The organism is Brachybacterium sp. GPGPB12 (assembly GCF_038396325.1).
Lineage (GTDB): Bacteria > Actinomycetota > Actinomycetes > Actinomycetales > Dermabacteraceae > Brachybacterium > Brachybacterium conglomeratum.
Window position 1 is genome coordinate 926,085 of record NZ_CP149573.1, and the last position, 21,241, is coordinate 947,325.

Below are 21,241 nucleotides of genomic sequence, written 5' to 3' on the forward strand. Positions count from 1 at the left end.
TCCTCCCACGAACTCACAGAGAGAAAGGGCAGGACATGGACACCTCGCAGGACACTCCGGTCCACTGGACCAGCCGGCTCCCGGCACAGATCGCCGCCCTCCTGGCCATCCTGTGCGCCACCGTCGCGTTCTTCTGGAACCACGGCCTGTCCTCCTTCCTGCTGTCTTTGGTCGGGGTCGGGTTCGCAGTCGCGATGACGCGGCTGACGGTGGACGGCTGGTCGCTGGGTGAGGAGAAGGAGTGAACTCCACCGGCACCATGAAGGCCGCTGAGGTCGCCGCCCAGCACCGGGAGCAGGCCGCCCGGACCGGCAAAGCGATCCGCCGCATGTCCGAGACCCTCCCGAGTCTGCATGCCCGCGAGAAGCTGTTCGTGTGGGTCGAGAAGGGCAGAGTGTGCACGTCCGACGGGCCGATGAAGGGCCGGGACATCGCTGCAGTCCTGATGAACACCGACAGCGACTCCGAGTCGCGGCGCGAGGTCGTCCTGCCCACCCTCCGAGACCTCCGGATGCTGGTCCGAGCGTTCTCCAAGGCGCGCTTCAACACCATCGACGAGCGCAACGCCGTGCTCGCGGCCCGCCGAGTCCTCGACGCCGCCCTTGCCACCCCCTGGTACTCGACGCTGACGGTCATCACCCGAGGACTGGCGGCACGGTACTGGGCGCCGTTCGAGGACACCGACGACCTGTACGCCTGGGCGAGGGCGCGCAGATCTCCGACCCCCGCTCAGTGGGCGGCATGAGCGACCTCTACCGGCTCGCGATCCGCGGCACGGTCACGCACGGGGACCTGTGCGGCAAGATCACCACCGCCAGCGATCGCATCACGCGGTCCCGCTCCTTCCCCAGCGCGCTCAGCGATGCTCAGGCGTACGTCGCCATGGAGGGGCTCGGCGACCAGTGGCGTGCCCTGTGCGCGATCGACGAGACCTTGCGCCCCTTCAACCTCGCCGGACGCCGCACGGTCGGCGCGATCCCCCAGAGGCCCACCCAGGAGAGGACGGTGGAACGGTGCGTGATCCCCGCAGGGGCGATCCCGTTCCGCGACTCCTCGACCGTGTGGGTGGTGGACCCCCAGAACCCCGGTGCGGGTCTGCACGGTGGACGGGTTGCCGGATTCGGCTACGACAGCGGCCAGTTCGTCCTCGAGGTCGATCCCGACCGCAAGGGAACCTGGTCCTTCCGATCCGCATACGGCAGGGAGGTCTTCTTGGTGGAGGCTCCGTTCGGTGGAGCCCCCCGCTTCACCACTCAGGAGCCCTCTCCGTGGGACGGCGGGGTCCCGCCTGAGGATCCTGTCGAACGGATCGTGCCTGCGGAACTGGCCCTGGCCGGGATGGACGCCGCGCCCGTGTGATCGTCCCATGGGCGTGGCGTCCCGCCCACTGTCGGAGCATGACCAGCACCCAGGAAGCAGTGTTCCGCGCCGCTGTGGCGGCGAACGTCCCCGTCTTCATGAAGGGCCTCTCGGGCATCGGGAAGTCCTCGATCGTCCGCGACTACGCGTCCGCGTCCCGTCGCCACCTCGAGTCGGTCATCATGGCCCACAAGGAGAAGTCCGACGTGGCAGGTATCCCGTCGCTGCACGAGGAGACCCACACCACCGAGTTCGCCGTCCCCGGATGGGCGACACGCCTGATCGAGGCCACCAAGGGCCTGCTGCTGCTGTCCGAGTTCAACCTCGCCGACGAGGACGTGCAGAAGGCCTGCATGAACATCCTGCAGGAGCGCCAGGTGGGCGAGAACGCCTACCTCCCCCAGACCGTGGCGATCGTGCTGGACGGCAACCCTCCCGAGTACTCCGCCGGAGCGAGCGACCTCACCGGCCCGATCGCCAACCGCATGCTTCACCTGAACTGGGAGCTGGACCGCGACGCCTGGCTGAACGGCATGGCCGAAGGGTTCCCGATGAGCACCGAGCGGATCGTCGACGACGCCGATGTCCGGCCCGAGAGGATCGCCCGCGAACGGTCCCTGGTCCTGTCGTTCCTGGACAACCATCGCCCGTTCATCCACGACCAGCCCATGGATCCGGCCCGCGCCGGTGGCCCCTGGCCCTCCCCGCGTTCCTGGGACAACGCGATTCGCGTCCTCGCCCGCATCGACGAGTCCCGCACCGACGCCCAGAACGTCGCGCTGACCGGTCTGGTCGGGGAGACCGCCGCGCAGAGCTTCCTGCGCTGGCGGATCGAGGCGGCGGACTTCGATCTGCAGGCCGTACTCGCCGACCCTGCCGCCGAGGACTGGACCGACCACCACCCCTCCAAGACGCTCACGGTTCTCGGCGCCGTGGCCTCCTTTGCCGTCGACCGCGGGGACCTGGACACCTGGAAGGCGGCGCGCGTGTGCTCCTCCACTGCGCCGAGGCCACCGGGCGCAAGGACGTGTGCCTGCGCTCGGCCCGCCTGCTGCTGTCCCGCGCCCCGAAGGGTGCCCAGATCCCTCGCCGCGCCGAGGAGACGTTCGGCCCGATGCTCCGCGGCGTCGGCGCGTGGCGCTGAGGCCGTCCCGTCGCAGGCGGCCTCCGCCCACTGATCAGGTGTCCCACTCGAAGGAGAACACCCATGTCCGGTCACGCACGAAAGCTCACCACCGAGCAGGAGGACCACCTGGCGGTGTGGCGCGTGCTCGCGGAGAAGCGAGCCCCCTACGCCTCCGCGCTCCTGTACGCCGCCCGCTACGTCAACGTGCCGGGCATCGAGACGCTCGGCGCCGTCGACTCACGCCTGCGGGTTTTCCTGGACGTGGACGAGATGCGCAGGTCATGGAGCGATGACGAGAGCGCCCAGGTGCTCATCCACCTCATGTACCACGTCATGTTCGACCACCACGCGCTGGCCGAGCAGAAGTTGCAGGTCGACGGGGACCTCTCTCCCCGACCTGTGGCGTATGGCGGCCGACGCTGCGGTGAACGACGACCTCGAGGACGCGGGGGTCCCCTTCCCTTCGACCGTGTCGAGCACCGCCGAGTCGCTGGGTGCGGAGCGCGGTCTCAGCGCCGCCGAGTACTACGACGAGCTGGCTCGCAGGGCGCGTGACGCCGAGATGGACCTCTTCCACGTCGGCGAGATGGTCGACGGCCTGCTGGACGGCGCTCTCGCACTCGGCACCGACCTGCGGGACCGTGCCTCGCTGGACTTCCTCACCCGCACCTGGGAGGACCTGGACCTCCTCGCTCCCCCGGCGGAGGACTTCGAGGTCGTCGCCGCCGTGCACACCGTCGCCGAGGAGATCCTCAAGGGCAAGGGGGTCGGCGCGGGCCGTCTGGGGCGCTGGGCATCGGAGGCCACCGCTCCGAGCGTTATCCCGTGGCAGACGATCATCGGCGGGTACCTGCGCAAAGCCGCTCATCGCAAGCCTCGCGGCATGTACAAGACGTTCTCCCGCGCCTCGCGTCGACAGGCGGTGCGGGTGCGCATGCCCGACGGCTCCAAGGGGCGAAAGATCCTCCTGCCGGGCACGTTCCGGCCCGAGCCCACGGCAGTTTTCATCCGCGACACCTCCGGGTCCGTCGAGGACCGCGAACTCGGCGAGATGGGGCGCGAGATCGAGGCGTTGGCCGTTCAGTGCGGCATCCATGAGGACCGGGTGCTCATCCTGGACGTCGACGCCGCGGTCTACAAGGCGCGTCGCCTCTCCGAGAAGAACGTGCGCGCTCGGCCTCCGGTGGTGGCGGCACGGACATGCGTCTGGGCCTCGCCGCGATCCCCGAGCTGTTCGACAGGGAGCCGGATCTCGTCATCGTCGGCACCGACGGCGGCACCCCGTGGCCGGAGTCGCCGACCACGTTCCCCACCATCGCTCTGATCACCTCGGACGGCACCGACAGCACGCCCGACTGGATGCCGTCGGTGTCCACGAAGGGCCAGGTCGTGTGAGCCCCATCGGGCGGGGCCATGCGTCCTGCGGACGTGCGGGTCCGCCCACTAGGTGGAGGAACCAGTCAATCGGCGAAGGAGACTCCCCGTGGCGCTGAGCGCGAAGGACCTCAACACCCTCGGCATCGACACTTCGAGGGCGCCGAGGGTGGAACCTTCTCCCGAGGAGGTCAAGGCCGCGCGGGATCTCCCGCCCTGGCGGCGGCTCGTCCCCGGCTCCGTCCTGTCCAAGGCTCTGTACGAGACGGCGTCGGGGCGCAGGGTGACGGTCATCGACTCCCCGCCCGGCTCGGGGAAGACCACCTTGCTCGTCAACGCGGCGCTGTGGCTCGGCGCGAACACGGACCTCACCCTCACCATCGCCACCCCGACCCGCGCAGCGGCCAACTCGGTGGCCGAGCGCATCGCGGCGGTGAACCACGATGCGTCCGTGGTCCTCGCTATGAATGGGGTCGACAGTGCCTCCACGACCGCGATCCACACTCCTGGCAACGGATCCTTCCAGGGCGAGGCGGGAGACATCGTCGTCAAGACCATGGCGTCTCTGGGCATGGGCACGAAGTCCCGTGCCGAGCCGCTGATCGTCGATGAGGCGTACCAGTCCACGTTCGCGGCTCTCGCCGCCGCCGCAAAGAGCAGCGAGCAGGTGCTCATGGTCGGCGATCCGGGGCAGATCGGACCAGTCACGACCGCCGACACGTCCATCTTCGAGGACAGCCAGTACCCGCCCCACGGGCGCGCTCCCGACGTTCTGCGCAATCATCCCTCCGCGCGGGTGCTCCACCTGCCGACCTCGTACCGGCTCGGGCGGCGCACGGTGGACGCGATCACCCCCTTGTACGACTTCGCCTTCGACTCCGGCCGCCCGGACCGCTCCGTGGCCGGGCATGAGGAGATCGAGGCGGTGCAGGTGAGTCACGCCGACCCCGTCGATCTGTACGCGGAGGTGGCCCGCCTGGCGCATTCCTTCGTCGGCAAGGAGGTGACAACCGAGGACGGGACCCGTCCGTTGACGACGAGCGACGTGTGCGTCGTGGCCGGGGACAACATGGCAGTCAACGGGATCGCGGGGTTCCTTTCCACTCTCGGCGCGTATCCGGGAATCACGGTGGGCACCGCGGACCGGCTTCAGGGCGGGCAGTGGCATGCCGTGGTCGCGGTCGATCCGCTCGCCTCCGCGTCGACCGTCTCCGACCACCACCTGTCCTTGGGCCGCCTGTGCGTCATGGCCTCGCGCCACATGACTCACCTGACGTGGATGCACGGACCGGACTGGCGGTCCCTGATCGACGCCCAAGAGGTGGAGGACGCCGACCGAATGGTGTCCGTCCGAGAGAACCTCGGAGCCTGATGTGGATGGAGGTCAGCCGGCGGCCACGCGTTGGGCAGCGGCGAGTAGCTCGGCGCGCGACCCCTCGAGGCTCGTGGCCAGGGCGACCTCCTCCCTCACCTGCTTCGAAGCGCCGTCGACGGTGATCGTCCCGGCCAGCACGATCCGGTCGCCCTCGCGGAGGATGTCCAGCTCGCCGTCGGCAACGCCGTCCCCGTTGACATCGATCTCGAGGTCGTCCTCGAGCTCCATCTCCTCGATCGCCTCGATGAGGTCGCTGTCGCTGATCGCGGACAGGTCCAGCCTGGCTTCGGAGCGCGCTGTGCTCCCGAACTGCCCTCCGTTTCCCTGTTCGCCGGTGTCACGCTTGCGGGTCTTCGCCATGGGGTTCGCCCTTCACTGGGGGTGCGTTCTCTTCCTGGTCAGTGGGCGGGGACCGACACCTCGAGGATCTCGCAACGCGGGACGAGCTCCGCCGCCGGTGCGCGGCTCCCAGCGCTCCCGCCCACTTCACCAGTTGCATACCCGGTGCCGGAGATTCCGGCGCCGTCGCCCCTTCGAAGGAGAGAAATCCCGATGACCGTCACGCTCTACTCCAAGCCCCTCTGCGTGCAGTGCGATGCGACCAAGCGCGCTCTGAACAAGGCCGGGGTCCCCTACGACGTCGTCGACATCACCGAGGACGCCGATGCGCTTGCGAAGGTCAAGTCGCTCGGATTCGCCCAGGCACCCGTCGTGATCACCGATGAGGACCAGTGGTCGGGCTTCCGCCCCGACAAGGTCAAGGCGATCTACGCCCTGGCCGCCGCCTGACCGATCTCGCGACAGCGGCCCGCCCACCGGATCGGTGGGCGGGTCGCTCGCTGTCCCGCGATGGACTGGTCCCGCCCACTTCAGGTGTCGAGGCCGCACTGAGGAGGATGGCGATGGCGAGCACGAAGATCCGCAGGAAGGACACCGGAGAGCTGGGCAACGGAGGGCAGTTCGGGACCATCCCGCGCCCCGAAGCGGCCGTGGAGGTCGAGCCCCGACCGGACGCCGCGCCCGGGCGCACGATCTCCCTCTCCCCTGCCGGACGAGAGCTCGCTGAATCCGTCGAGTCGTCCTACGACGACGAGGGCCGCACCGTGGTCGCCGTGCAGGCTGCGCCGGGACCAGCCGCCCACCTCAGCGTTCCATGTCGGGTCCGCACCGTGGGAGGTCGCCGACGAGGAGGTGCCCGATGAGCAGGTCGACTCCTACCTCGAGGAGTGCGGCGACGACCCCGACCGGTTCGCCGAGGACCTCGGATTCCCTGGCCAGGCCCGCTGGAACTCGGCCAGCGGCACCCTCGAGCTGACCTACACCGGATACGAGGGCGCAGAGGACGGTGAGGTCTCCGTCCTCGTCGACGACGCGTTGCGGGATCTGAGGGAGGACCTGCAGGTCCACGACTGGTCCTGAGACCTCCGTCCTGCCAGATCCTCGGCCCGCCCACTTCACCGGACGAGACCTTGATCGCGACGAAGAGGAGCGGACCATGGCAGAGAAGGCCCAGAGGGTGCGCAAGCGCGACACCGGCGAGCAGGGCAACGGAGGCCAGTTCGGGTCGACCCACCGCGGTGAGGCGGACGTCGAGGTCTCCTACGATCCGCTGGACGACTCCCTGGAATGGGACCACGATGACGCCGGCATCTGCTGGGACTACCCAGCCGCCGGCACCACCCACTACGACAACGGGCTGGTCGCCGACCGGGTCCTGCTCGATGGCACCGTGGAGCACCACGACGAGGACGGCACTCTCTCCCGGGTGACGCTCGACGACGGGTCGACGGTCGTGATCGACGGCAACATGGACCACCCCTACGTCGTGCACCGCAAGCTCTCCGAGTTCGCCTTCGAGACGCACGAGCTCTCCCCTGTCCAGTCTCGGGCACGGTTCGCCGAGATGAGCCCAGCCCTGTCCGCCCAGGATCCGCAGAACGCCGACCGATTCGCCGACGCGATCGCCGAGCGCGTCGCTGCTGATGACCTCTACGAGGTCGAAGAGCTGTGCGAGTCCGCGACCCAGCAAAGACGCCCTCGCGACGTGGTTCCGGGCTCACCCTCGGCCGCGGGCGGAGGAGCTTCTCGACGCGAATGCACCGGGGACACCGCGTGGAGCACGCGCCATGCGCGACAGGCTGTTGGAGGTCTTCGACGCCGATGTCCAGTCCGAGCACCTGCCGAGCGGCCCGGGGTACACGCCGATCATCACCATGGAGAAGGGGCGCATGCCGTCGCTGACGGTCGAGGTGCGCAACGTGCCCGACGCGCTGACGCGCGACCGCTACGACGACGGCGCGGGGTTCAGCCCTCCCGGGCAGGAGCCGCGGGATCGCGTCGAGGAGGCATGCCGTCGTGTGGGCGTCAGGGTGGACGAGGTGACCCTCGAGTCCGACTGCCGGCGCGCCATCCGGCGCCTGCGCACCCACCGCGACACCCTGCTGCGTGAGGCCGCGGCATGATCGTCGCCGGAATCGACCTCTCCCTGGCGTGCACGGGCCTCGCCCTGGTCCGCTCCCCGGAGCGCGTGGAGACGTCCACCGTGACGTCGAAGCCCCCGAAGGCCGGCACGGAGACTCTCCGCTCCCGCTTCGAGCGGATGGAGCAGATCTCCTCGAACGTGCTCGAGGCGGTCGCCGGTGCCGACATCGTCGGGATCGAGGCACCTGCCTACGGGATGCGCAATGCCGGGAAGATGCACGATCGCTCGGGCCTGTGGTGGCGGATCGTGGGCGCGCTCGAGGACCGCGGGATCCCGGTCGTGGAGGTCTCACCGACCTCGCGGATGATGTACGCGACGGGGAAGGGCAACGCCGGCAAGGATCTCGTGCTGGTCACGGCCGCGGCGACCTACCGGCAAGCCGAGATCACGGGCAACGACGTCGCTGACGCCGTGGTGGTCGCGGCGATGGTGTCTCGACTGGTGGGGCGACCGATCGAGCGCGCGAGCCCGCGCAGGCGAAGATGAAGGCGCTGGGCAAGGTGCATATGCCCGCGATCGTGGAACCGGCGGCGTGAGTGGCAACGATCCAGTCCCGCGCGCCCACCCGAGGCCGCCTCGCGCGACCCACGATGGTCTCTCAGCGGTCCTTGAAACTCTTGAGCGCCTTCCTTCCCCCTACGGGTGTGCCTGGGTCCTCCCCGCGCGGCTCGGCGTCGATCTGCTCGGACGAGTAGCCATGTTCGATCAGGTCGACGGCGTAGATCTTCTTCGCAGTGGTCGAGACGGAGTCGACCTCGGCGCGGAGCTCAGCCAGACGCTTGCGCAGAGCGGCGCTGTCGTCTGGCAGGCGGGTGAATGCCTCCGGATGGCGTGCCGCGTAGCCGGGCATGGCGTAGCGCGTGGACACCTCTGCGGGAGTGCCGGTGTAGTCCCCGACGGTGACCTTGGCGGTCTCGACCTCTCGCCGTTCCTCGGTGGGGAGGGTGTAGCGGTAGGTCCAGGCCAGGTGCATGCGGACGGCGTCGCGGACGGCGAACCGGTCGAGCTCCTCGGGGATGTGAGCCTTCCACTGCGCATGTCTCTCGTTGTGCTGGTCCGCAGACTCCCGGACTCGCGCCTCAAACTCCGCCTTGCTCCAGTCGGGTACGCCGCTTCGGGGCTTCCCACTTGCCCACGATGGAGTTGACCGTGACCGTTCGCGAGTTCTTGTAGTCGTCCATCACGGACTGCAGGACCTCGTCCGGGACCGGCACGCTCGACCACCACGCCAGGTGCTCCTCGGCGCTGTGCAGGCGCTCAGGGTAGTAGATCGATCCGTCCGACGCGTCGGTGCTCATGGGCACGAGTGTGGCATCCGCGCCCACTTCGGAGCGAGCTTTCGACGCGAAGCGCCCACCCTCTGGCGCTCCCGCCGGCATCCTCGGTCGCGTACTCATCGCTCATCCCCTCTCATCTCGTCCGAACACTCCTCGTTCGGTCAGCTCTCCTCGCCCGTAGGCTCCGGCGCCCGATGACGGCCGCCGGACGAAGCGCCCGAGTCCCCTGCCGGCGCTCCCCCTGAGAGGTCGAAGGGAGCCTGTGCCGGGGCGGCGGTCGTCACGGGAATCGCGACAGGCTCCTGTGCGGACAGCGGGTCGAAGGACCGTCCGTCGAGCGCCGGGGCTCCCACGCGGGGGCGGAGGCGTTGCCCAGCCCCGGCATCTCGAGCGACCCCTGTCGAGGGTCGAGCCCTCGCACCGACTGTGCGTAGAAGGGAAGGTCCCGCGTCGCCTCCAGCATCTGCTCACGCCGCATCTGCTCGCCATCTTCGCTGCAGGTGGGTCTCGAAGATCTGTCGCGCCTGAGCGGTCTCCTCGGCGGTCTTCTGCTCGAACAGTCGCCGCGGCTGCGGGTCGTCGTTCATCGACGAGTAGAACGGCAGATCGTCGACCATGGCGGCTCGCTCCTGCGGCTCCGGGGACCGTCCGTTCTCGGCTTCGAAGGCGTCGAAGGACGCGGTGGCATCGCGGCTCGGCGGTCAGCTGTCGCTCCTGCACCACCGGCAGACCATGGGCGAGCTCCGTGATCGGAGTGGGCAGATCCTCGCTCTGGTCGCGGCGGATGCGGGACTCGAGCTCCATCGACTGCGCGCGTCCTGGCGGTCGCTCTGGCTCATCTCCGGCACCCCTGCCCGGTACGCGCTCTTGGCGATGCCGGTGAGGGCATGCGCTCCCACACCGGCGGCACCCGCCGCCCCAGCGGCCAGAGTGTTGCGGTGACGGAGCAGGGCACGCCCGCCGAGCACGGCAGCAGGCACGGCCAGGCCGCCGGACGCCAGAGTGAGGCCGCCATAGAGTGCGGCGCCCTTCAGGGCCCTCTTATAGGTTGCCGGGTCCTTGGCGGCCGCGGCGAGCTTGCTGCCCGCGGTGCCGACGACAGAGGTGGCGGCGCCGAATCCCTTGGTGGCGAGGTACTGCCCGACCAGCGCCTTGTCGTTCCACAGTGCGCGCGTGCGGCCTTCCCGTCTGCCCAGCGCTGGCGCAGTGCCTGTGCGCCGCCTGCGATCTGTCGGCGCACGTTGGAGGGGATCTGGGAGGCGCGAGAGATCGCGAGGCGTCCGTCCCGGCCGAGGTTCGTCACCCCGGTCCCGACGGCGGTCGCGGCACCGGCGATGCCTGCGGCGGTCCTGTCGATCCGGTCGTCCTGGCGGCCATTCGCGTCGAAGTCGGCCACGCGCTGGGCGAAGCTCGATCGAGCCTCCTGCGCGTCGGCGCCTTCCTCCGACGGGTTCAGCGCGCCTGCGACCATAGCGGCGTCAGCGACGTAATCCTTCACGTCCCCCTCCGCAGCGTCGTCTGCACCGGCGCCGACAACGCCTTCTCCGATGACGCCATCCTGCGCGCTACCCTCCACGCCAGCTCCACCGGCGGCACCCGAGTTCACCGCGTCCTTCGCGGAGTCAGTGCCCAGGCCCTCGGTCGGGACCGGGTTCTCGGCGTCGCCGAGGATCTCCTCGTTCGCCGCCGCGGACTTCGAGTCGGCAGAGACCTTGCCGCCGCCGAACCTACTCCCGACCGACTTGACCGCGGAGCTGGTCAGCTGACGGCGGCCTCGATCCAGGAGTTCCTTCGCGATTCCGCCACCCGCGAGAGCAACACCACCGATCAGCGCCGGGTTGCCTGCCATCGCCTGCATGCCGCGCGCCGTGAAGGGGGAGTTGGTCTTGAAGAGTCGCCGGAACGCCCAGTTCAGAATGAAGATCGCCAGTGCGGGACACAGTCCGATCCATAGCATCATCGCAAGCGACCACTGGCCGAGGACACTGTCCCCTGTGCGCACGAGGGCGAGGGCAACCATCTGCACGAAGGCGAACAGCGGCGTGGTCACCGAGGTGATCGCGGTGTAGCCGATCCAGTTCTTGAGGAAGGCCACTGAGGAGCCGAAGCCCTGACTGACGATGCCGGCCAGGGCTGCGATGATCAGGAAGAACGCCATCACGTAGCTGAGGAGCTTCATGATGAAGAGGACCCCGGCGAGGATGACCATGGCGATGCCGCCGATGAGCGCGCCGATTGCGTAGACGATGACGTTCATGGTGGTGGTCGTGCGGATCGTTCCCGCCGCGTTCGAGACGTAGTAGTACGCCTGGTCGCTGTCCGCGAGCCCGTTCTCGGGGTCGTCCAGGGTGCTCTTGTCGCCGACGACGGCGAACTGGACCTCGGCGAGCTCCTTGACGGTCGTGTCCGCCGAGACGGCGTCCGAGAACGGCGGCGAGAAGACGAACCCCGTCTCGTGCTTCGCCCCGTCTCCGGTGAAGATTTGCGTGCACGCTTCGGGAGTCAGGGGGCCACCGATCTTGCCGCCCTCGATCCCCTCTGCGGGCAGGTCCGAGCGCGGCGTGTATGCACCGTTGGCGTCCACCTGGCACAGTCCCCATGCCTGGTTCTGGCGGCCGAGGCGGTTGGCGTTGGTGTCCCCGCCAGTAAGCATGGGGGAGCCCGTCGGTGGGACAGCCGCGGAGAAGTCCTCCTCGCCGCTGCTGTAGGCGCCGGTGAGGATGGAGTTCCGGGAGGCGTTGCTGACCTGCGCCTGGGTCTCGAGCCGCTGGCAGGCGGCGTAGTCGGGGCCGAGGTTGGACTGGTCGCCGTACTGGACGTCGCTGAATGCGCGGTAGGCCGTCTCCTCCCACCAGCGGGACATCACTGCGAGCGCGGCGGGTGCGGACTGCCCGTTGCCCCTGTAGTAGCCGGTGTACTGGTTGTGGAGCTCGTCGATGTAGCTCTTGCAGGAGGTCGGGTCCCGCTTCGCGTCCGAGGAGAAGACGGTGGAGGATTCCGAGGAGCGGTCGGAGAGCGGGGTGGCGATGGCATCGGAAGCCGACGAGAAGGCCCCGGAGACCTCCTGGACGAGCCACGCCGGGGAGCCGGTCCCCGGGACGTAGTCCGTGCCCTCGCCGGCATCGTTCATCGACCCCCAGATGAGCACGAAGAACGCCGAGAGGGTCGCCGAGCAGGGCGAGGAGTCGGCGGACGTTGAAGCCGCCGCGGGTGGCGGAGAAGACGATGCCGGCCGCTCCAGCGAGCAGGACCAGGAAGATCGCCCCGGAGTCGACGATCGACGTGCCGAAAGTGGCAGCGAAGTCGTTCAGCGGCTTCACCAGCTGGGCGCTCGCCTTGTAGTTCGTCGCGGCGTTGACGATCAGGGCGACCACCAGCCACACCATGTTGCCGAAGGTGAGGATGCCGGTATAGCTGGACTTCTCGATGATGTTGACTTCGACGCCGCGCGGCGGCTGGGTCACGTTGAACTCGACGGTGTTGCCCAGGTCCATGGCCATGGCCCATCGCACGATGGGCAGGCACTTGATCGGGTCCGTCTCGCCTGCGACCGTTGCGCACGCCGGGACGGATCCGGTATCAGGCCGGTCGACGCCGCCCTGGGCGCCCACTGCCTGCGCGACGGTCTCACCGGGGGCGACCTCGAGGCTCTGCCCAGGGGAGGTCAGGTCCAGTGCGTTGGCCGGCGACAGCAGGAAAGTGAACGCCGCGGCGAGGATCGCGATCGGGCCGAGCACTCGCGCCCACGCCTTCACCCGGTGGCGGGTCTGGGTCCTCATTCGGTGACCTCCTCGAGGATCAGTTCGGTGTCCCAGTCCCGGGCGAGGGTGTTGGGGGTGCCGGCGGGGACGATCCGCAGGGGCGTCGAGGCCAGTGGGTCGACGACGGTGCCGTACTGGATGAACACCCCGACCTGCGCCCGTCGGCGGTCCCAGAAGGCTTGCCACTGGGCGACACGGAGTCCGCGGCGGGACCGGTAGAGCATCGCCCACAGGACCAGGGCGTAGACGACCATGCCGATCACGAGGAAGGACCAGATCGGCACGAGGGGGATGACGCGCACGATGGGGAAGGAGATCAGCATCGAGATGGCGGTGACGAGCACCGCGAGGATGTTCGCGTTGCGGGTGGCGCGTCGCATCTCGATCGTGAAGTGGACGTGGCGCCGGTCTTCCTGCGCGCCCTTCCCCGTCATGTCGGTGAGGTTGTACAGGAACACCTCGCGCTCCTGTTCGTCCTTGATCTCCTTGTCGCTCACGCGCCCCGCCTCCCTCGCTGGTTACTCATCACGGTGTCGCTCCGGCTCACCCCGCGAGACTGACGACCACGATGAGGAGGTTGATGAATCCGTCGGCGATGATCAGGAGCAGAGGGATCAGCGCCGCGGGCGCAGCGATGAGACCCGCGATCAGGAGCCAGACGGTGAGGGATCGCGCGGCGCCTCCCGCGCCGCCCTGCCGGCGGTTAGCGAGGATGAACGAGGCGATCTGCCAGACCGCGATTCCGATGGCCACGAAGACCAGGAAGACTGCGAAGCCTTCGATCTCCGGGCTCACCTTCGTCCAGATCTCACTCCATGCACCACTGAGGTTTGCCCTCTGGTTATCCATACCTGTCGCGGTCTCCCGCTTCCCCCTTCGCTACGTATGTCCTGGCGCGGTTCTCGCCTCGTCTGACGTAGTGGGCGGGAGATTCTGTGTCGTGCGACGAAGCCTTCGCGGGGCGCCGAAGCGGGTGGCGTGGACGAGTGGGGCACTGCCTGATCCGCACCGTGCGTCCCCCTCCTGCCTCGTCACGCCTGGTCGTCCATCTGGGAGGGGAAGTCGAAGTTCTTCAGCTGGGGGTCCGCGCGCCGCGCCGCCGATCCCCACAGCTCCTCGGCGTAGGCGTTGTTCTCGAAGCGGGACGCGAACGCCTCTCGCCGCTCCTGGTCGATGTCCCCGAAGGGGAGGAACAGCGCCTCGGTGCGCTCGTCTCGGACGCCGTCGAGGTAGTCAGCGCACACCCCCTGGACTCCGCGCTCGTGTCCGCGGACGATGCGGCCAGCGCCAAGCGCCTGGCGGTGGGTGATGGAGTCGGGGCGAGCAGGAGGGACCCGCATGGACTGAGCGAGGGTGTTGTAGATCGTCGTGCCCGTGCCGCGGGAGTGGATCGGCACCGGGGACTCGTCCTTGTTGCGGACGAAGTAGAGCATCTCGGCCGCATCCATCTGGGAGCGATCGATCGCCTCGGGGAACGGCTCCTCCGCACTCGGCTCCAGCGCGCTCTCGTCCGCCGACACCGACAGGGCGGACTGCAGGGAGCGACGGGTCTGACGGTCCAGCCAGCTCTCCTCGTCGAAGCCCGTCTCGGAGACGTCCTGCTGGACGAAGCGGTCCCTGTGGCTCAGCCAGAAGTCCTCCGGGGGACGGTTGTTGGCCGGGAAGGACATGCGCACCTCGGCGGCGAGCTGGGAGCGCTCTCGGGCCGAGAGGTCGCGGCCGAGCTCCTGCCGCCGCTGTGCTTCTCGCTGCGCAAGGCGCACCTGCCCGGAGCGGACCTCGGAGCGCTGGATCTCGCCGGTGAGACGGTGGTTGAGGTGGCCGTTGACCATGCGGCGCACCAGGGATGCCGTGGCGACGGCGCGAACCTTGGAGTCGCGGTCCTCGCTCTCGCGGATGCGCTTGATGACGTCGTGGGCGGTGTCCATCACGACGTCGTCGATGTGCTCCATCGCTCCGCGGCGCCGGCACAGCCGTTCGGCGTCCTCCCGGATGCGGTCGAAGACCGAGTTCTCGTCGAGGAGCTCCCGATTCGCATCGACCTCGGCGCGGGTCAGCAGGGCGCTGGCGTCGAAGTGGTTCCGGAGCTTCTCGTTGAACCAGCCGACGGTGAGGTAACGGGTCTCGGGGTCGTTGGCGGAGGTGATGGACAGGTTCGCCTCGCAGCGAGCCAGGGCGCCGAACTGGCCCCCGTTGCCCTGTTCCCCCGTGTCCTTCTTGCGGACCTTCCCTCCGGTCGCGGAGTCCCTGCGGTTGTTCCTGGCGATCTCGCTCATCGCGTCCTCCCACTCGATGGCCTGTGCCAGGGGTAGTGGGCGGGAGCACGCGGGAGACGTCGTTCAGTCGCGGGCGAGGAGCGTGTGGTCCGGGGGGCCGATCTTGGTGACCGTGCCCTTGCAATCGATGGTCCACGGGCGGCTCTTGGGCGGCGCGGATCCTGCGAGGAATGCCCATCGCAGACAGGTCGTGCACTCGGCGACGGTGGTGATCACGGAGGGGCGGTCGCCGACTCCTCGGCGGAGGCCGCGCACGGTCTGCTCGTGGGCGTCGAGGTTCTCGAGGTCCTCGAGGGGGAGGTTCACCCCGAGGCGGATGGAGGAGGCGCGCTCCGGGTCGGTGCGCATCACCTCGGCCAGCTCGTCCCAGGTCGCCGTCTTCGAGGCCTGCAGGATCACGAGCGCGTGCTGGACTGCCCGTGCCCGATCGCTGAGCAGGTCCTCGAGCGCCCACTGGATGCTGAATCCGGACACGCTCATCCCTCGCTCAGCAGGGAGTCCCAGTCGATGGGGTCGACCATGGTGCCCAGCGCCGCCCGCTGGGTGCGTGCGACGGAATGCGGGTCGGAACCGAAGATGTTGGCGATGGCGGACAGCATTCCGGCCGAGACCAAGATCAGGTTCTTCGTGGTGTCCTCGACGCTGAGGCCGCGGGCGATCGCGTCGTAGAGCGGGCTGAGCGACCAGGAGGAGGAGTCCTCGAGGCAGACGACCTGGGTGATCGCGAGCGGCTCTTGCGGGTGGTAGGGCACCGACCTCGATTCGAGTCCGGAGACGACCAGCCCGGCGATGAGGTACGGGGCGAAGGACTCGGAGATCCCCTGGCTGTGGGCGAGCACGTCGTATCGCACGACGCGGGCGTAGTTGAACGCCCCCTCGGCGTCGAGATCGGCTGTCGGGGAGAACTCCTGGGCATCCAGGGTCGCCAGTGCCGAGCCCACGGCGGCATTCATGGAGAAGACGGATTCGTTCATGCCGCCATAGTGGGCGTCCGGGCGGTCTCGCGGGACAGCGCCACCGGTTCGCGGTAGGTCTGCTCGCAGTGAGCGATGCGCGGGAGCAAGACGCCTTCGACGACGTCCCCCTCGTCCAGGGCGATGCCCGTCACGCGGCGGCCACCGCCGTCGGCGTCATTCAGGGCCATCGCGACCTCGAGGCACGTGCCGGAGCCGAGGAACGGGTCGAGGATCCGGGCGTCAGGGCCGGCGACCGTCGCGAACCAGCGGGCGAGCACCTCGACGTCCTTGGGGAAGGGGAACTCGCCGGCACCGGGGACCTTGGCCAGGTGACGAGCTCCCTCGCGCTCCTGGCGGAAGACCGATCGGGGGACCACGGTGGAGTTGTCGGCGAGCATCCGCTTGAGCTTGGGCTGGGTGGTGTGGTCGGGGCCGAACTCGACGAGCTCTGCGGCGAGCATGCGGTCCATGGACACGTCGCTCATCCGCCAGCCACGCTTGGGCACCGGGCACTCCTGTCCCGTCGCAGGATGCACCAGAGGGCGGAAGGAGCGCCCGGCCTGCACCGAGGGAGCTCCGGGGTCCGAGACCCGGTAGAGGCGGCCTTTCGGGTCGATCCGGTCGTACTCGGTCAGCCCGCGAGGCGGCGTGGCGCGGCGCGGGCGCGACCAGGCGCGGAACTTCTCCTGCGCACTTTGGGCGTCGTGGCGAGCGGCATTCCAGGCGGTCTCTGCTTTGCGTCGAGCATTGCCTGGGCGTCCGGGCGATCCTGCCGCCAGCGGGCCCCGGATGCCTTCAGCGCGGCGAGGTCCTTGGCGTAGATGACCAGGTAGTCGTGGGAGACGCTCAGCAGGTGCGAGGAGTTGATGGTCGACCCGTCCCACACCACCGTGCCGACGTGATTGTGGGCACCGAGCAGATCGTCCAGCAGGACTCGCAGGTGGTGGACTTCTCGGTCATCGATGGAGGCGACGACGATGCCCACGTTGGCCAGGAGGCGGGGAAGGTGCGCGAGGCGCGGCGCCATGAACCCGGTCCAGTCGTCGAAGCGGTCGGCGTAGGCGGTCACCACCTTCCCGCCGGTGTTGTAGGGCGGGTCGAGGTAGACGAGGTCGAACGGCCCGTCCAGGTCGGGCAGGACGTCGAGGTTGTCACCGAGGTGGACCGTATGGGAGGGCGTGGCGCTCATACCCTTACCAATGGGCGGGGGCCGGGCGGACCCGCGATCCTTCGGCGTTCTGCCTGGTCACCAGGATGCGCGGGAGCGATGGGCGGAACCGTAGCTGTGCCGTCGCACTCCGATGCCGCGAAGATATGCGTCGCGCGCCGCCTCGTCGGGGTCCTCGAACGACTCGCTGAGCTTGTCCCGGGCCGAACCGTCGTCTTCGGCGGTCGCGCGGAGAAACCTACCGACCGGCTCGCTGTCGCCGTCGGGCGTGAACCCGTCGTCGATCTGAACGTCGAGCGGGCTCAGGGTGTCGTCGGAGTCGAAGGCGTACGTCGAGAAGACCTCACCAGTCTCGAGATTGATGGTGGCCTGCGTCAGCACACCATCGTTGGTCCGCTGGTTGTAGAGGTACTCGACGTGGATCTCGTCCTTCCCCGAAGGACGGAGGTAGAACTCGCGGGCGCCGACCCCCTCGCCGGCGGTGAAAGCACCGGCGAAGCCCCCACCTCGTTCGACATCGATCTCGGAGCACAGGTCGGCGATGACCACCCCGGAGTTTCCCTGGGCTCGCAGTTCCGTGGCGTGATCGGGCTCCACGATCGTGGCGCTCACGTCCACGTCGGCGTCCTGGCGGGCGACCGATCCGAACTCGCCGCCGTTGCCCTGTTCGCCGGTCTCACGCTTCCTCACGATGCTCATCTCGCTACCTCTCTTGTCCCGGTGCCCCTCGGTGGCGACAGTGGGCGGGGCCGGATCGAGCAAGCAGTGCGGGGGGCACAACGACTACCGCCTCGGGAGCGGCACGAAAGGGCACATGGACCACGGAGTACACTTCGCTACACTTGAGTCAATATGTAATCAAATGTAGGAGCCGTGTTCGTATGCGGCTCAGCCCATACACCCCCGGTCGTGTAGCCCACGAGGTCCCCGGCCGTGAGGCACAGCTTCAGGAGATCGGCGGGATGCTCGCACTTCCCGCTCTCCATGGCCTGTTCTCCGGGCGCATCCGGGTGGATATTGGCCCTCGCGGCGTCGGGAAGACCAGCCTGCTACGCAAGGTGCGGCAGGACGCACTGACGATCGGTCTCTCCCCGATCTACGTCACTGCCGGCAACGGGCCCCTCTCCGCTGTCATCGCCGACGAGGCTCGCTCTCAGATCCAGCGTTGGGGTATCCCCGGCGGCCCCGGGGACTGGCTGGACCGCCTCTCACTCACCCTCGGCGTACCTGGAGTTGCCAGCGTCACCGCCCAGGCCTCACCCCATTCCCCTCTCCCCCAGGCGACTCGCGCCTTCCGCGAGCTCATCGAGCGCACCGCCTCGACCGCCAGGGAGCAGGGGCACAAGGGGGTCGCCGTGCTTGTCGACGAGCCGCAGGATGCCGACGACGAAGGACTGAAGACCGTCGCCTACGCCTGGCAAGAGCTCCAGGACAGCAAGACCCCCGCCGTCTTCCTCGCCGCCGGCCTCAGCCATACCCCGGACGTGGTGACAGAGGCGGTGACCTCTGCGGAGAGATTCGCCTTCCGCCCCATGCGGGACCTTCAGGACCACGAAGTGCGCGAAGCGCTCACCGACCCCGCCTCCGCCCTCGGCGTGCGCTGGGAGACGCGCGTCCTGCAGGACGTCGTGGCGACCACCTGCGGGTATCCGTACGCGGTGCGGCTCTGGGGCGATGCGATGTGGTCGGCGGCGGGGTCCCCAGACTCCGGAGGCGTGCTGGGCGCCGGAGCGTTCGACGCCGCGCGGGCGTCCGTCGACCAGGACATGAACTCCCTCCACCGGGCGCGCTGGTCCAAGACCAAAGGCCGTGAGCGAGAGCTCCTCACCGCCATGGCACAGCTGGGCGGAATCGATGTCGCGCGCAGCGAGATCGCTCGCGTGCTCGGCCTGGCGTCCTCCGCTCTGGGACCTGCCAGGCAGTCCCTGTTGGACAAGGGCATCGTCCAGATCGCAGGCCACGGCCTGCTCTCCTTCACGGCGCCGGGATTCGCCGAGTACGTCCTCGCGCTCGAGTAGGGCGAGCCCCGGCGGCGCTCAGGCGGGCGCTAGCTCCCGACGTCGTGCACTAGCCTTTTCGCACTTGCGCAGCGCAGCGGCTCCGCGAGCTCCCACATCACGTCGCCGATGGCGAGGGAGTTCATGTCCTGGTCGTGGACCGCGACCCGGTGGCCGGTACCGCCGATGACCGCATCGAGAACCTCGATGTTGGAGCGGAGCACCTTCTGGATCGTGTGGTCCAGGGTGCCGGGGGCGACCATGGTCGTGACCATGACGGTGCGGTCCTGGCCGATGCGGTGCTGGCGGTCCTCCGCCTGGGAGATCAGGTCGGGAAGCCATTCGGTCTCCACGAACAGGGCGTCGGATCCGCGGGTGAGGGTGATGGCGACACCGGCGGCGACGATGTTGGCGAGGATCACCGCGATCTTGCCGGCCTGGTAGTCGTCCTTGATCCGGTCGCGCTGAGCCATGGAGGTCTTGCCGTTGATCACGGCGTGGGCGACACCGAGCTTGTCGAGGTGCTCGTCGAGCGCGTCCATGACCACCTGGTGGATGCCCCAGACGATCAGCGGGCGGTCGTAGACGGTCGTCCCGTCCTCCTCGTGGCTGGTCGATTCGACCCACTCGGCCACGTGCTCGGCGGCCGCCGGGATCTTCGCCAGTCCTGCCGCGCGACGAAGCTGGGAGACGCGGCCCATCTGATCCGAGCACCAGGCGCGCAGTTCCTTCTCGGAGGGAGGGGCTCCGAGTTCGCGAGTCCTCTCCCGGAGGTAGTCGGCGATCTTCTCCCGCACCTCGCGGGTCGCCTTCCGGTACTCGGTCGGCGGGACGTCGACGATCATCGTCGAGTGGGTCTTCTCGGGCAGGTCGCGGAGGACCTGATCCTTGGTGCGGCGGACCCACACCTTCTCGCGCAGGATGTCGCCGAGCTCGCCCAGATGCTTCTTCGCAGGGACGATCTTCTGGATCGTCTGGTTGCCGACGTGGATGTCGTAGCTGCGGGTGTAGCGGCCCATGAACGCGGTGCGCGAGCTGAACGTGGGCTTGAGCCGTCCGGCGATCGCGAGGATGGAGGGGAGGTCGGCGGGGTTGGACATCATCGGGGTGCCGGTCAGGACGAGACGGTCCTTCGCGGTGACGGCGAGCTCACGCATCGTCCTGGCCCGCTGGGACTCCCAGTTCTTCGCTCGGTGCGCCTCGTCGTAGATCAGCAGGTCCGCGCTCTGCGCCTGGAGGTCCTCGAGCAGTCCTCGCCGGGACGGCGCGGCCAGCAGTGAGTCGGTGACGATGACCATGCCGGTGCGGGGGCGGCTCCGGCACCTTCCGCCCCGGGCGGATCACGGCGATACCCGCCTCGGGGTGGAGGTTCTCCGGGACGCGGCGGCGCTCGATCTCCGCGGCCCAGTTCGACTGCGCGACAGGGGGACACACGACGATCCAGCGCCGCGCGCCGAGAAGGACCCCGGCGAGGATCGCCTGGACGCTCTTGCCCAGGCCTGGGGCGTCGGCGAGCAGGCGCCGGCCCCCCGCGGCGATGCACAGCGCGCCGATGCGCTGGTAGGGGTAGGGGTCCATGCCGAACCAGTCGGGCACGTCCCCGACGGCGGCGGTGAGGATGTCGATCTCGCGCTCGTAGCCCTCGATGCCGGGGGCGACGGAGGCGTTGTAGGCGGCCTCCTCCGGGGTAGTCGGGTTCAGGATCCGCGCAACCTCGGGTGCCGTCTCGGCTTCGGGTGCCTCAAGGACGCGCGTGGGCCCTGTGCTCTCCTTCTGCACCGCACGCAGCGATGCGGGGAGCATGCTGATGGGCCAGTCGGAGACGGCTCCTGCTGGTGCGAGGAATGCGCCGCGGCGGGCGTCGAACGTGGCCTCCTCCCCCAGGTCGAAGGCGACATCTGTCGGGTCGGCCAGTCGGGGGTACACCTCGATCCGGCCGCGGCCGATGTCGTGGATGATCGGCTGGTGCAGGGAGGAGAGGGTCTCGGGGAAGTCGAACGCGTCGATGGCCACGCCCGAGTTGAGCGTGACTCGGCAAGCTGGGCGCCGGTCGGTGCGTCCAGGGACCAGGTGCCGAGGTCCTCGTGGAG

At 68.9% G+C, this 21,241-nt stretch carries 27 protein-coding genes; 12 read left to right on the top strand and 15 right to left on the bottom strand.

Going from position 1 to position 21,241, the window contains the following annotated elements; genetic code table 11:
• The first annotated feature begins 35 nt into the window (after window positions 1-35).
• From WKH84_RS05150 to WKH84_RS05175, 6 genes are all read left to right on the top strand, one after another.
• A complete protein-coding gene (locus tag WKH84_RS05150) occupies window positions 36-245 on the top strand; it encodes a hypothetical protein (protein WP_341855867.1) in 210 nt (69 codons plus the stop codon).
• Window positions 242-745, top strand: coding sequence for a hypothetical protein (locus WKH84_RS05155; protein WP_341855868.1), 504 nt, complete (start codon window positions 242-244; stop codon window positions 743-745). Before WKH84_RS05150 ends, WKH84_RS05155 begins: the two co-directional genes overlap by 4 nt.
• Complete coding sequence (locus WKH84_RS05160; RefSeq protein WP_341855869.1) at window positions 742-1,359, top strand: hypothetical protein; 618 nt, start codon at window positions 742-744, stop codon at window positions 1,357-1,359. Before WKH84_RS05155 ends, WKH84_RS05160 begins: the two co-directional genes overlap by 4 nt.
• Before the next feature lie 38 nt (window positions 1,360-1,397).
• Complete coding sequence (locus WKH84_RS05165) at window positions 1,398-2,537, top strand: AAA family ATPase (RefSeq protein WP_341855870.1); 1,140 nt, start codon at window positions 1,398-1,400, stop codon at window positions 2,535-2,537.
• Window positions 2,538-2,891: 354 nt separating this feature from the next.
• Window positions 2,892-3,809, top strand: a complete 918-nt coding sequence (locus WKH84_RS05170; protein ID WP_341855871.1) for a hypothetical protein — start codon at window positions 2,892-2,894, stop codon at window positions 3,807-3,809.
• A 159-nt stretch (window positions 3,810-3,968) separates the two neighbouring features.
• Window positions 3,969-5,231 (top strand): AAA family ATPase, encoded by a 1,263-nt coding sequence (locus tag WKH84_RS05175; RefSeq protein ID WP_341855872.1) that lies wholly within the window; start codon window positions 3,969-3,971, stop codon window positions 5,229-5,231.
• Between the two features lie 12 nt (window positions 5,232-5,243).
• Here WKH84_RS05175 and WKH84_RS05180 read toward each other — a convergent pair whose 3' ends face one another.
• The gene (locus tag WKH84_RS05180; protein WP_341855873.1) at window positions 5,244-5,594 is read right to left on the bottom strand and encodes a hypothetical protein; all 351 of its coding nucleotides are present in this window, start codon (window positions 5,592-5,594) and stop codon (window positions 5,244-5,246) included.
• A 192-nt stretch (window positions 5,595-5,786) separates the two neighbouring features.
• Here WKH84_RS05180 and nrdH point away from each other — a divergent pair, with 192 nt between their 5' ends.
• The 5 genes from nrdH (at window position 5,787) to WKH84_RS05205 (ending at window position 8,202) form a co-directional block, all read left to right on the top strand.
• On the top strand, window positions 5,787-6,023 hold the full coding sequence (gene nrdH / locus WKH84_RS05185; RefSeq protein WP_341855874.1) for a glutaredoxin-like protein NrdH: 237 nt from the start codon (window positions 5,787-5,789) through the stop codon (window positions 6,021-6,023).
• A gap of 113 nt (window positions 6,024-6,136) precedes the next feature.
• Entirely contained in the window at window positions 6,137-6,436 is a 300-nt protein-coding gene (locus tag WKH84_RS05190; protein ID WP_341855875.1) for a hypothetical protein, read from the top strand.
• Entirely contained in the window at window positions 6,426-6,653 is a 228-nt protein-coding gene (locus tag WKH84_RS05195; protein WP_341855876.1) for a hypothetical protein, read from the top strand. The genes WKH84_RS05190 and WKH84_RS05195 overlap by 11 nt, the downstream gene beginning before the upstream one ends.
• Before the next feature lie 76 nt (window positions 6,654-6,729).
• Entirely contained in the window at window positions 6,730-7,683 is a 954-nt protein-coding gene (locus tag WKH84_RS05200; protein WP_341855877.1) for a hypothetical protein, read from the top strand.
• 9 nt (window positions 7,684-7,692) lie between these two features.
• A complete protein-coding gene (locus WKH84_RS05205) occupies window positions 7,693-8,202 on the top strand; it encodes a hypothetical protein (RefSeq protein WP_341855878.1) in 510 nt (169 codons plus the stop codon).
• A 112-nt stretch (window positions 8,203-8,314) separates the two neighbouring features.
• On the opposite strand, the gene WKH84_RS05210 is transcribed toward WKH84_RS05205, so the two are convergent.
• The 12 genes from WKH84_RS05210 to WKH84_RS05265 form a co-directional block, all read right to left on the bottom strand.
• Window positions 8,315-8,689 (bottom strand): hypothetical protein, encoded by a 375-nt coding sequence (locus tag WKH84_RS05210; RefSeq protein WP_341855879.1) that lies wholly within the window; start codon window positions 8,687-8,689, stop codon window positions 8,315-8,317.
• Between the two features lie 106 nt (window positions 8,690-8,795).
• Entirely contained in the window at window positions 8,796-9,014 is a 219-nt protein-coding gene (locus WKH84_RS05215) for a hypothetical protein (RefSeq protein ID WP_341855880.1), read from the bottom strand.
• A gap of 446 nt (window positions 9,015-9,460) precedes the next feature.
• Window positions 9,461-9,610: a hypothetical protein gene (locus tag WKH84_RS05220; RefSeq protein ID WP_341855881.1), complete on the bottom strand. Its 150-nt coding sequence runs from the start codon at window positions 9,608-9,610 to the stop codon at window positions 9,461-9,463.
• Window positions 9,611-10,023: 413 nt separating this feature from the next.
• A complete protein-coding gene (locus tag WKH84_RS05225) occupies window positions 10,024-12,141 on the bottom strand; it encodes a hypothetical protein (RefSeq protein ID WP_341855882.1) in 2,118 nt (705 codons plus the stop codon).
• Between the two features lie 627 nt (window positions 12,142-12,768).
• Entirely contained in the window at window positions 12,769-13,251 is a 483-nt protein-coding gene (locus tag WKH84_RS05230) for a hypothetical protein (protein ID WP_341855883.1), read from the bottom strand.
• Between the two features lie 46 nt (window positions 13,252-13,297).
• The gene (locus WKH84_RS05235) at window positions 13,298-13,603 is read right to left on the bottom strand and encodes a hypothetical protein (protein ID WP_341855884.1); all 306 of its coding nucleotides are present in this window, start codon (window positions 13,601-13,603) and stop codon (window positions 13,298-13,300) included.
• 182 nt (window positions 13,604-13,785) lie between these two features.
• Window positions 13,786-15,030 (bottom strand): hypothetical protein, encoded by a 1,245-nt coding sequence (locus WKH84_RS05240; RefSeq protein ID WP_341855885.1) that lies wholly within the window; start codon window positions 15,028-15,030, stop codon window positions 13,786-13,788.
• A 63-nt stretch (window positions 15,031-15,093) separates the two neighbouring features.
• On the bottom strand, window positions 15,094-15,510 hold the full coding sequence (locus WKH84_RS05245; protein WP_341855886.1) for a hypothetical protein: 417 nt from the start codon (window positions 15,508-15,510) through the stop codon (window positions 15,094-15,096).
• Window positions 15,507-16,004 (bottom strand): hypothetical protein, encoded by a 498-nt coding sequence (locus WKH84_RS05250; protein WP_341855887.1) that lies wholly within the window; start codon window positions 16,002-16,004, stop codon window positions 15,507-15,509. Before WKH84_RS05250 ends, WKH84_RS05245 begins: the two co-directional genes overlap by 4 nt.
• Window positions 16,001-16,471 (bottom strand): hypothetical protein, encoded by a 471-nt coding sequence (locus WKH84_RS05255; protein ID WP_341855888.1) that lies wholly within the window; start codon window positions 16,469-16,471, stop codon window positions 16,001-16,003. Before WKH84_RS05255 ends, WKH84_RS05250 begins: the two co-directional genes overlap by 4 nt.
• A 146-nt stretch (window positions 16,472-16,617) precedes the next feature.
• On the bottom strand, window positions 16,618-17,175 hold the full coding sequence (locus WKH84_RS05260; protein ID WP_341855889.1) for a DNA methyltransferase: 558 nt from the start codon (window positions 17,173-17,175) through the stop codon (window positions 16,618-16,620).
• Between the two features lie 57 nt (window positions 17,176-17,232).
• Window positions 17,233-17,916: a hypothetical protein gene (locus WKH84_RS05265; RefSeq protein ID WP_341855890.1), complete on the bottom strand. Its 684-nt coding sequence runs from the start codon at window positions 17,914-17,916 to the stop codon at window positions 17,233-17,235.
• 119 nt (window positions 17,917-18,035) lie between these two features.
• Between WKH84_RS05265 and WKH84_RS05270 the strand changes: the two genes are divergently transcribed.
• Window positions 18,036-19,172 (top strand): ATP-binding protein, encoded by a 1,137-nt coding sequence (locus tag WKH84_RS05270; protein ID WP_341855891.1) that lies wholly within the window; start codon window positions 18,036-18,038, stop codon window positions 19,170-19,172.
• 29 nt (window positions 19,173-19,201) lie between these two features.
• Here WKH84_RS05270 and WKH84_RS05275 read toward each other — a convergent pair whose 3' ends face one another.
• The gene (locus WKH84_RS05275) at window positions 19,202-20,401 is read right to left on the bottom strand and encodes a DEAD/DEAH box helicase (protein ID WP_341856780.1); all 1,200 of its coding nucleotides are present in this window, start codon (window positions 20,399-20,401) and stop codon (window positions 19,202-19,204) included.
• On the bottom strand, window positions 20,301-21,164 hold the full coding sequence (locus WKH84_RS05280; protein WP_341855892.1) for a hypothetical protein: 864 nt from the start codon (window positions 21,162-21,164) through the stop codon (window positions 20,301-20,303). Before WKH84_RS05280 ends, WKH84_RS05275 begins: the two co-directional genes overlap by 101 nt.
• Window positions 21,165-21,241 lie beyond the last annotated feature (77 nt).

Coding starts and splice junctions, on each gene's coding strand:
- WKH84_RS05150 (WP_341855867.1), top strand. CDS start 36: ATGGACACCTCGCAGGACACTCCGGTCCACTGGACCAGCCGGCTCCCG.
- WKH84_RS05160 (WP_341855869.1), top strand. CDS start 742: ATGAGCGACCTCTACCGGCTCGCGATCCGCGGCACGGTCACGCACGGG.
- WKH84_RS05165 (WP_341855870.1), top strand. CDS start 1,398: ATGACCAGCACCCAGGAAGCAGTGTTCCGCGCCGCTGTGGCGGCGAAC.
- WKH84_RS05170 (WP_341855871.1), top strand. CDS start 2,892: ATGGCGGCCGACGCTGCGGTGAACGACGACCTCGAGGACGCGGGGGTC.
- WKH84_RS05180 (WP_341855873.1), bottom strand. CDS start 5,594: ATGGCGAAGACCCGCAAGCGTGACACCGGCGAACAGGGAAACGGAGGG.
- nrdH (WP_341855874.1), top strand. CDS start 5,787: ATGACCGTCACGCTCTACTCCAAGCCCCTCTGCGTGCAGTGCGATGCG.
- WKH84_RS05190 (WP_341855875.1), top strand. CDS start 6,137: ATGGCGAGCACGAAGATCCGCAGGAAGGACACCGGAGAGCTGGGCAAC.
- WKH84_RS05200 (WP_341855877.1), top strand. CDS start 6,730: ATGGCAGAGAAGGCCCAGAGGGTGCGCAAGCGCGACACCGGCGAGCAG.
- WKH84_RS05205 (WP_341855878.1), top strand. CDS start 7,693: ATGATCGTCGCCGGAATCGACCTCTCCCTGGCGTGCACGGGCCTCGCC.
- WKH84_RS05210 (WP_341855879.1), bottom strand. CDS start 8,689: ATGCACCTGGCCTGGACCTACCGCTACACCCTCCCCACCGAGGAACGG.
- WKH84_RS05215 (WP_341855880.1), bottom strand. CDS start 9,014: ATGAGCACCGACGCGTCGGACGGATCGATCTACTACCCTGAGCGCCTG.
- WKH84_RS05220 (WP_341855881.1), bottom strand. CDS start 9,610: ATGGTCGACGATCTGCCGTTCTACTCGTCGATGAACGACGACCCGCAG.
- WKH84_RS05235 (WP_341855884.1), bottom strand. CDS start 13,603: ATGGATAACCAGAGGGCAAACCTCAGTGGTGCATGGAGTGAGATCTGG.
- WKH84_RS05240 (WP_341855885.1), bottom strand. CDS start 15,030: ATGAGCGAGATCGCCAGGAACAACCGCAGGGACTCCGCGACCGGAGGG.
- WKH84_RS05245 (WP_341855886.1), bottom strand. CDS start 15,510: ATGAGCGTGTCCGGATTCAGCATCCAGTGGGCGCTCGAGGACCTGCTC.
- WKH84_RS05250 (WP_341855887.1), bottom strand. CDS start 16,004: ATGAACGAATCCGTCTTCTCCATGAATGCCGCCGTGGGCTCGGCACTG.
- WKH84_RS05255 (WP_341855888.1), bottom strand. CDS start 16,471: ATGAGCGACGTGTCCATGGACCGCATGCTCGCCGCAGAGCTCGTCGAG.
- WKH84_RS05260 (WP_341855889.1), bottom strand. CDS start 17,175: ATGAGCGCCACGCCCTCCCATACGGTCCACCTCGGTGACAACCTCGAC.
- WKH84_RS05270 (WP_341855891.1), top strand. CDS start 18,036: ATGCGGCTCAGCCCATACACCCCCGGTCGTGTAGCCCACGAGGTCCCC.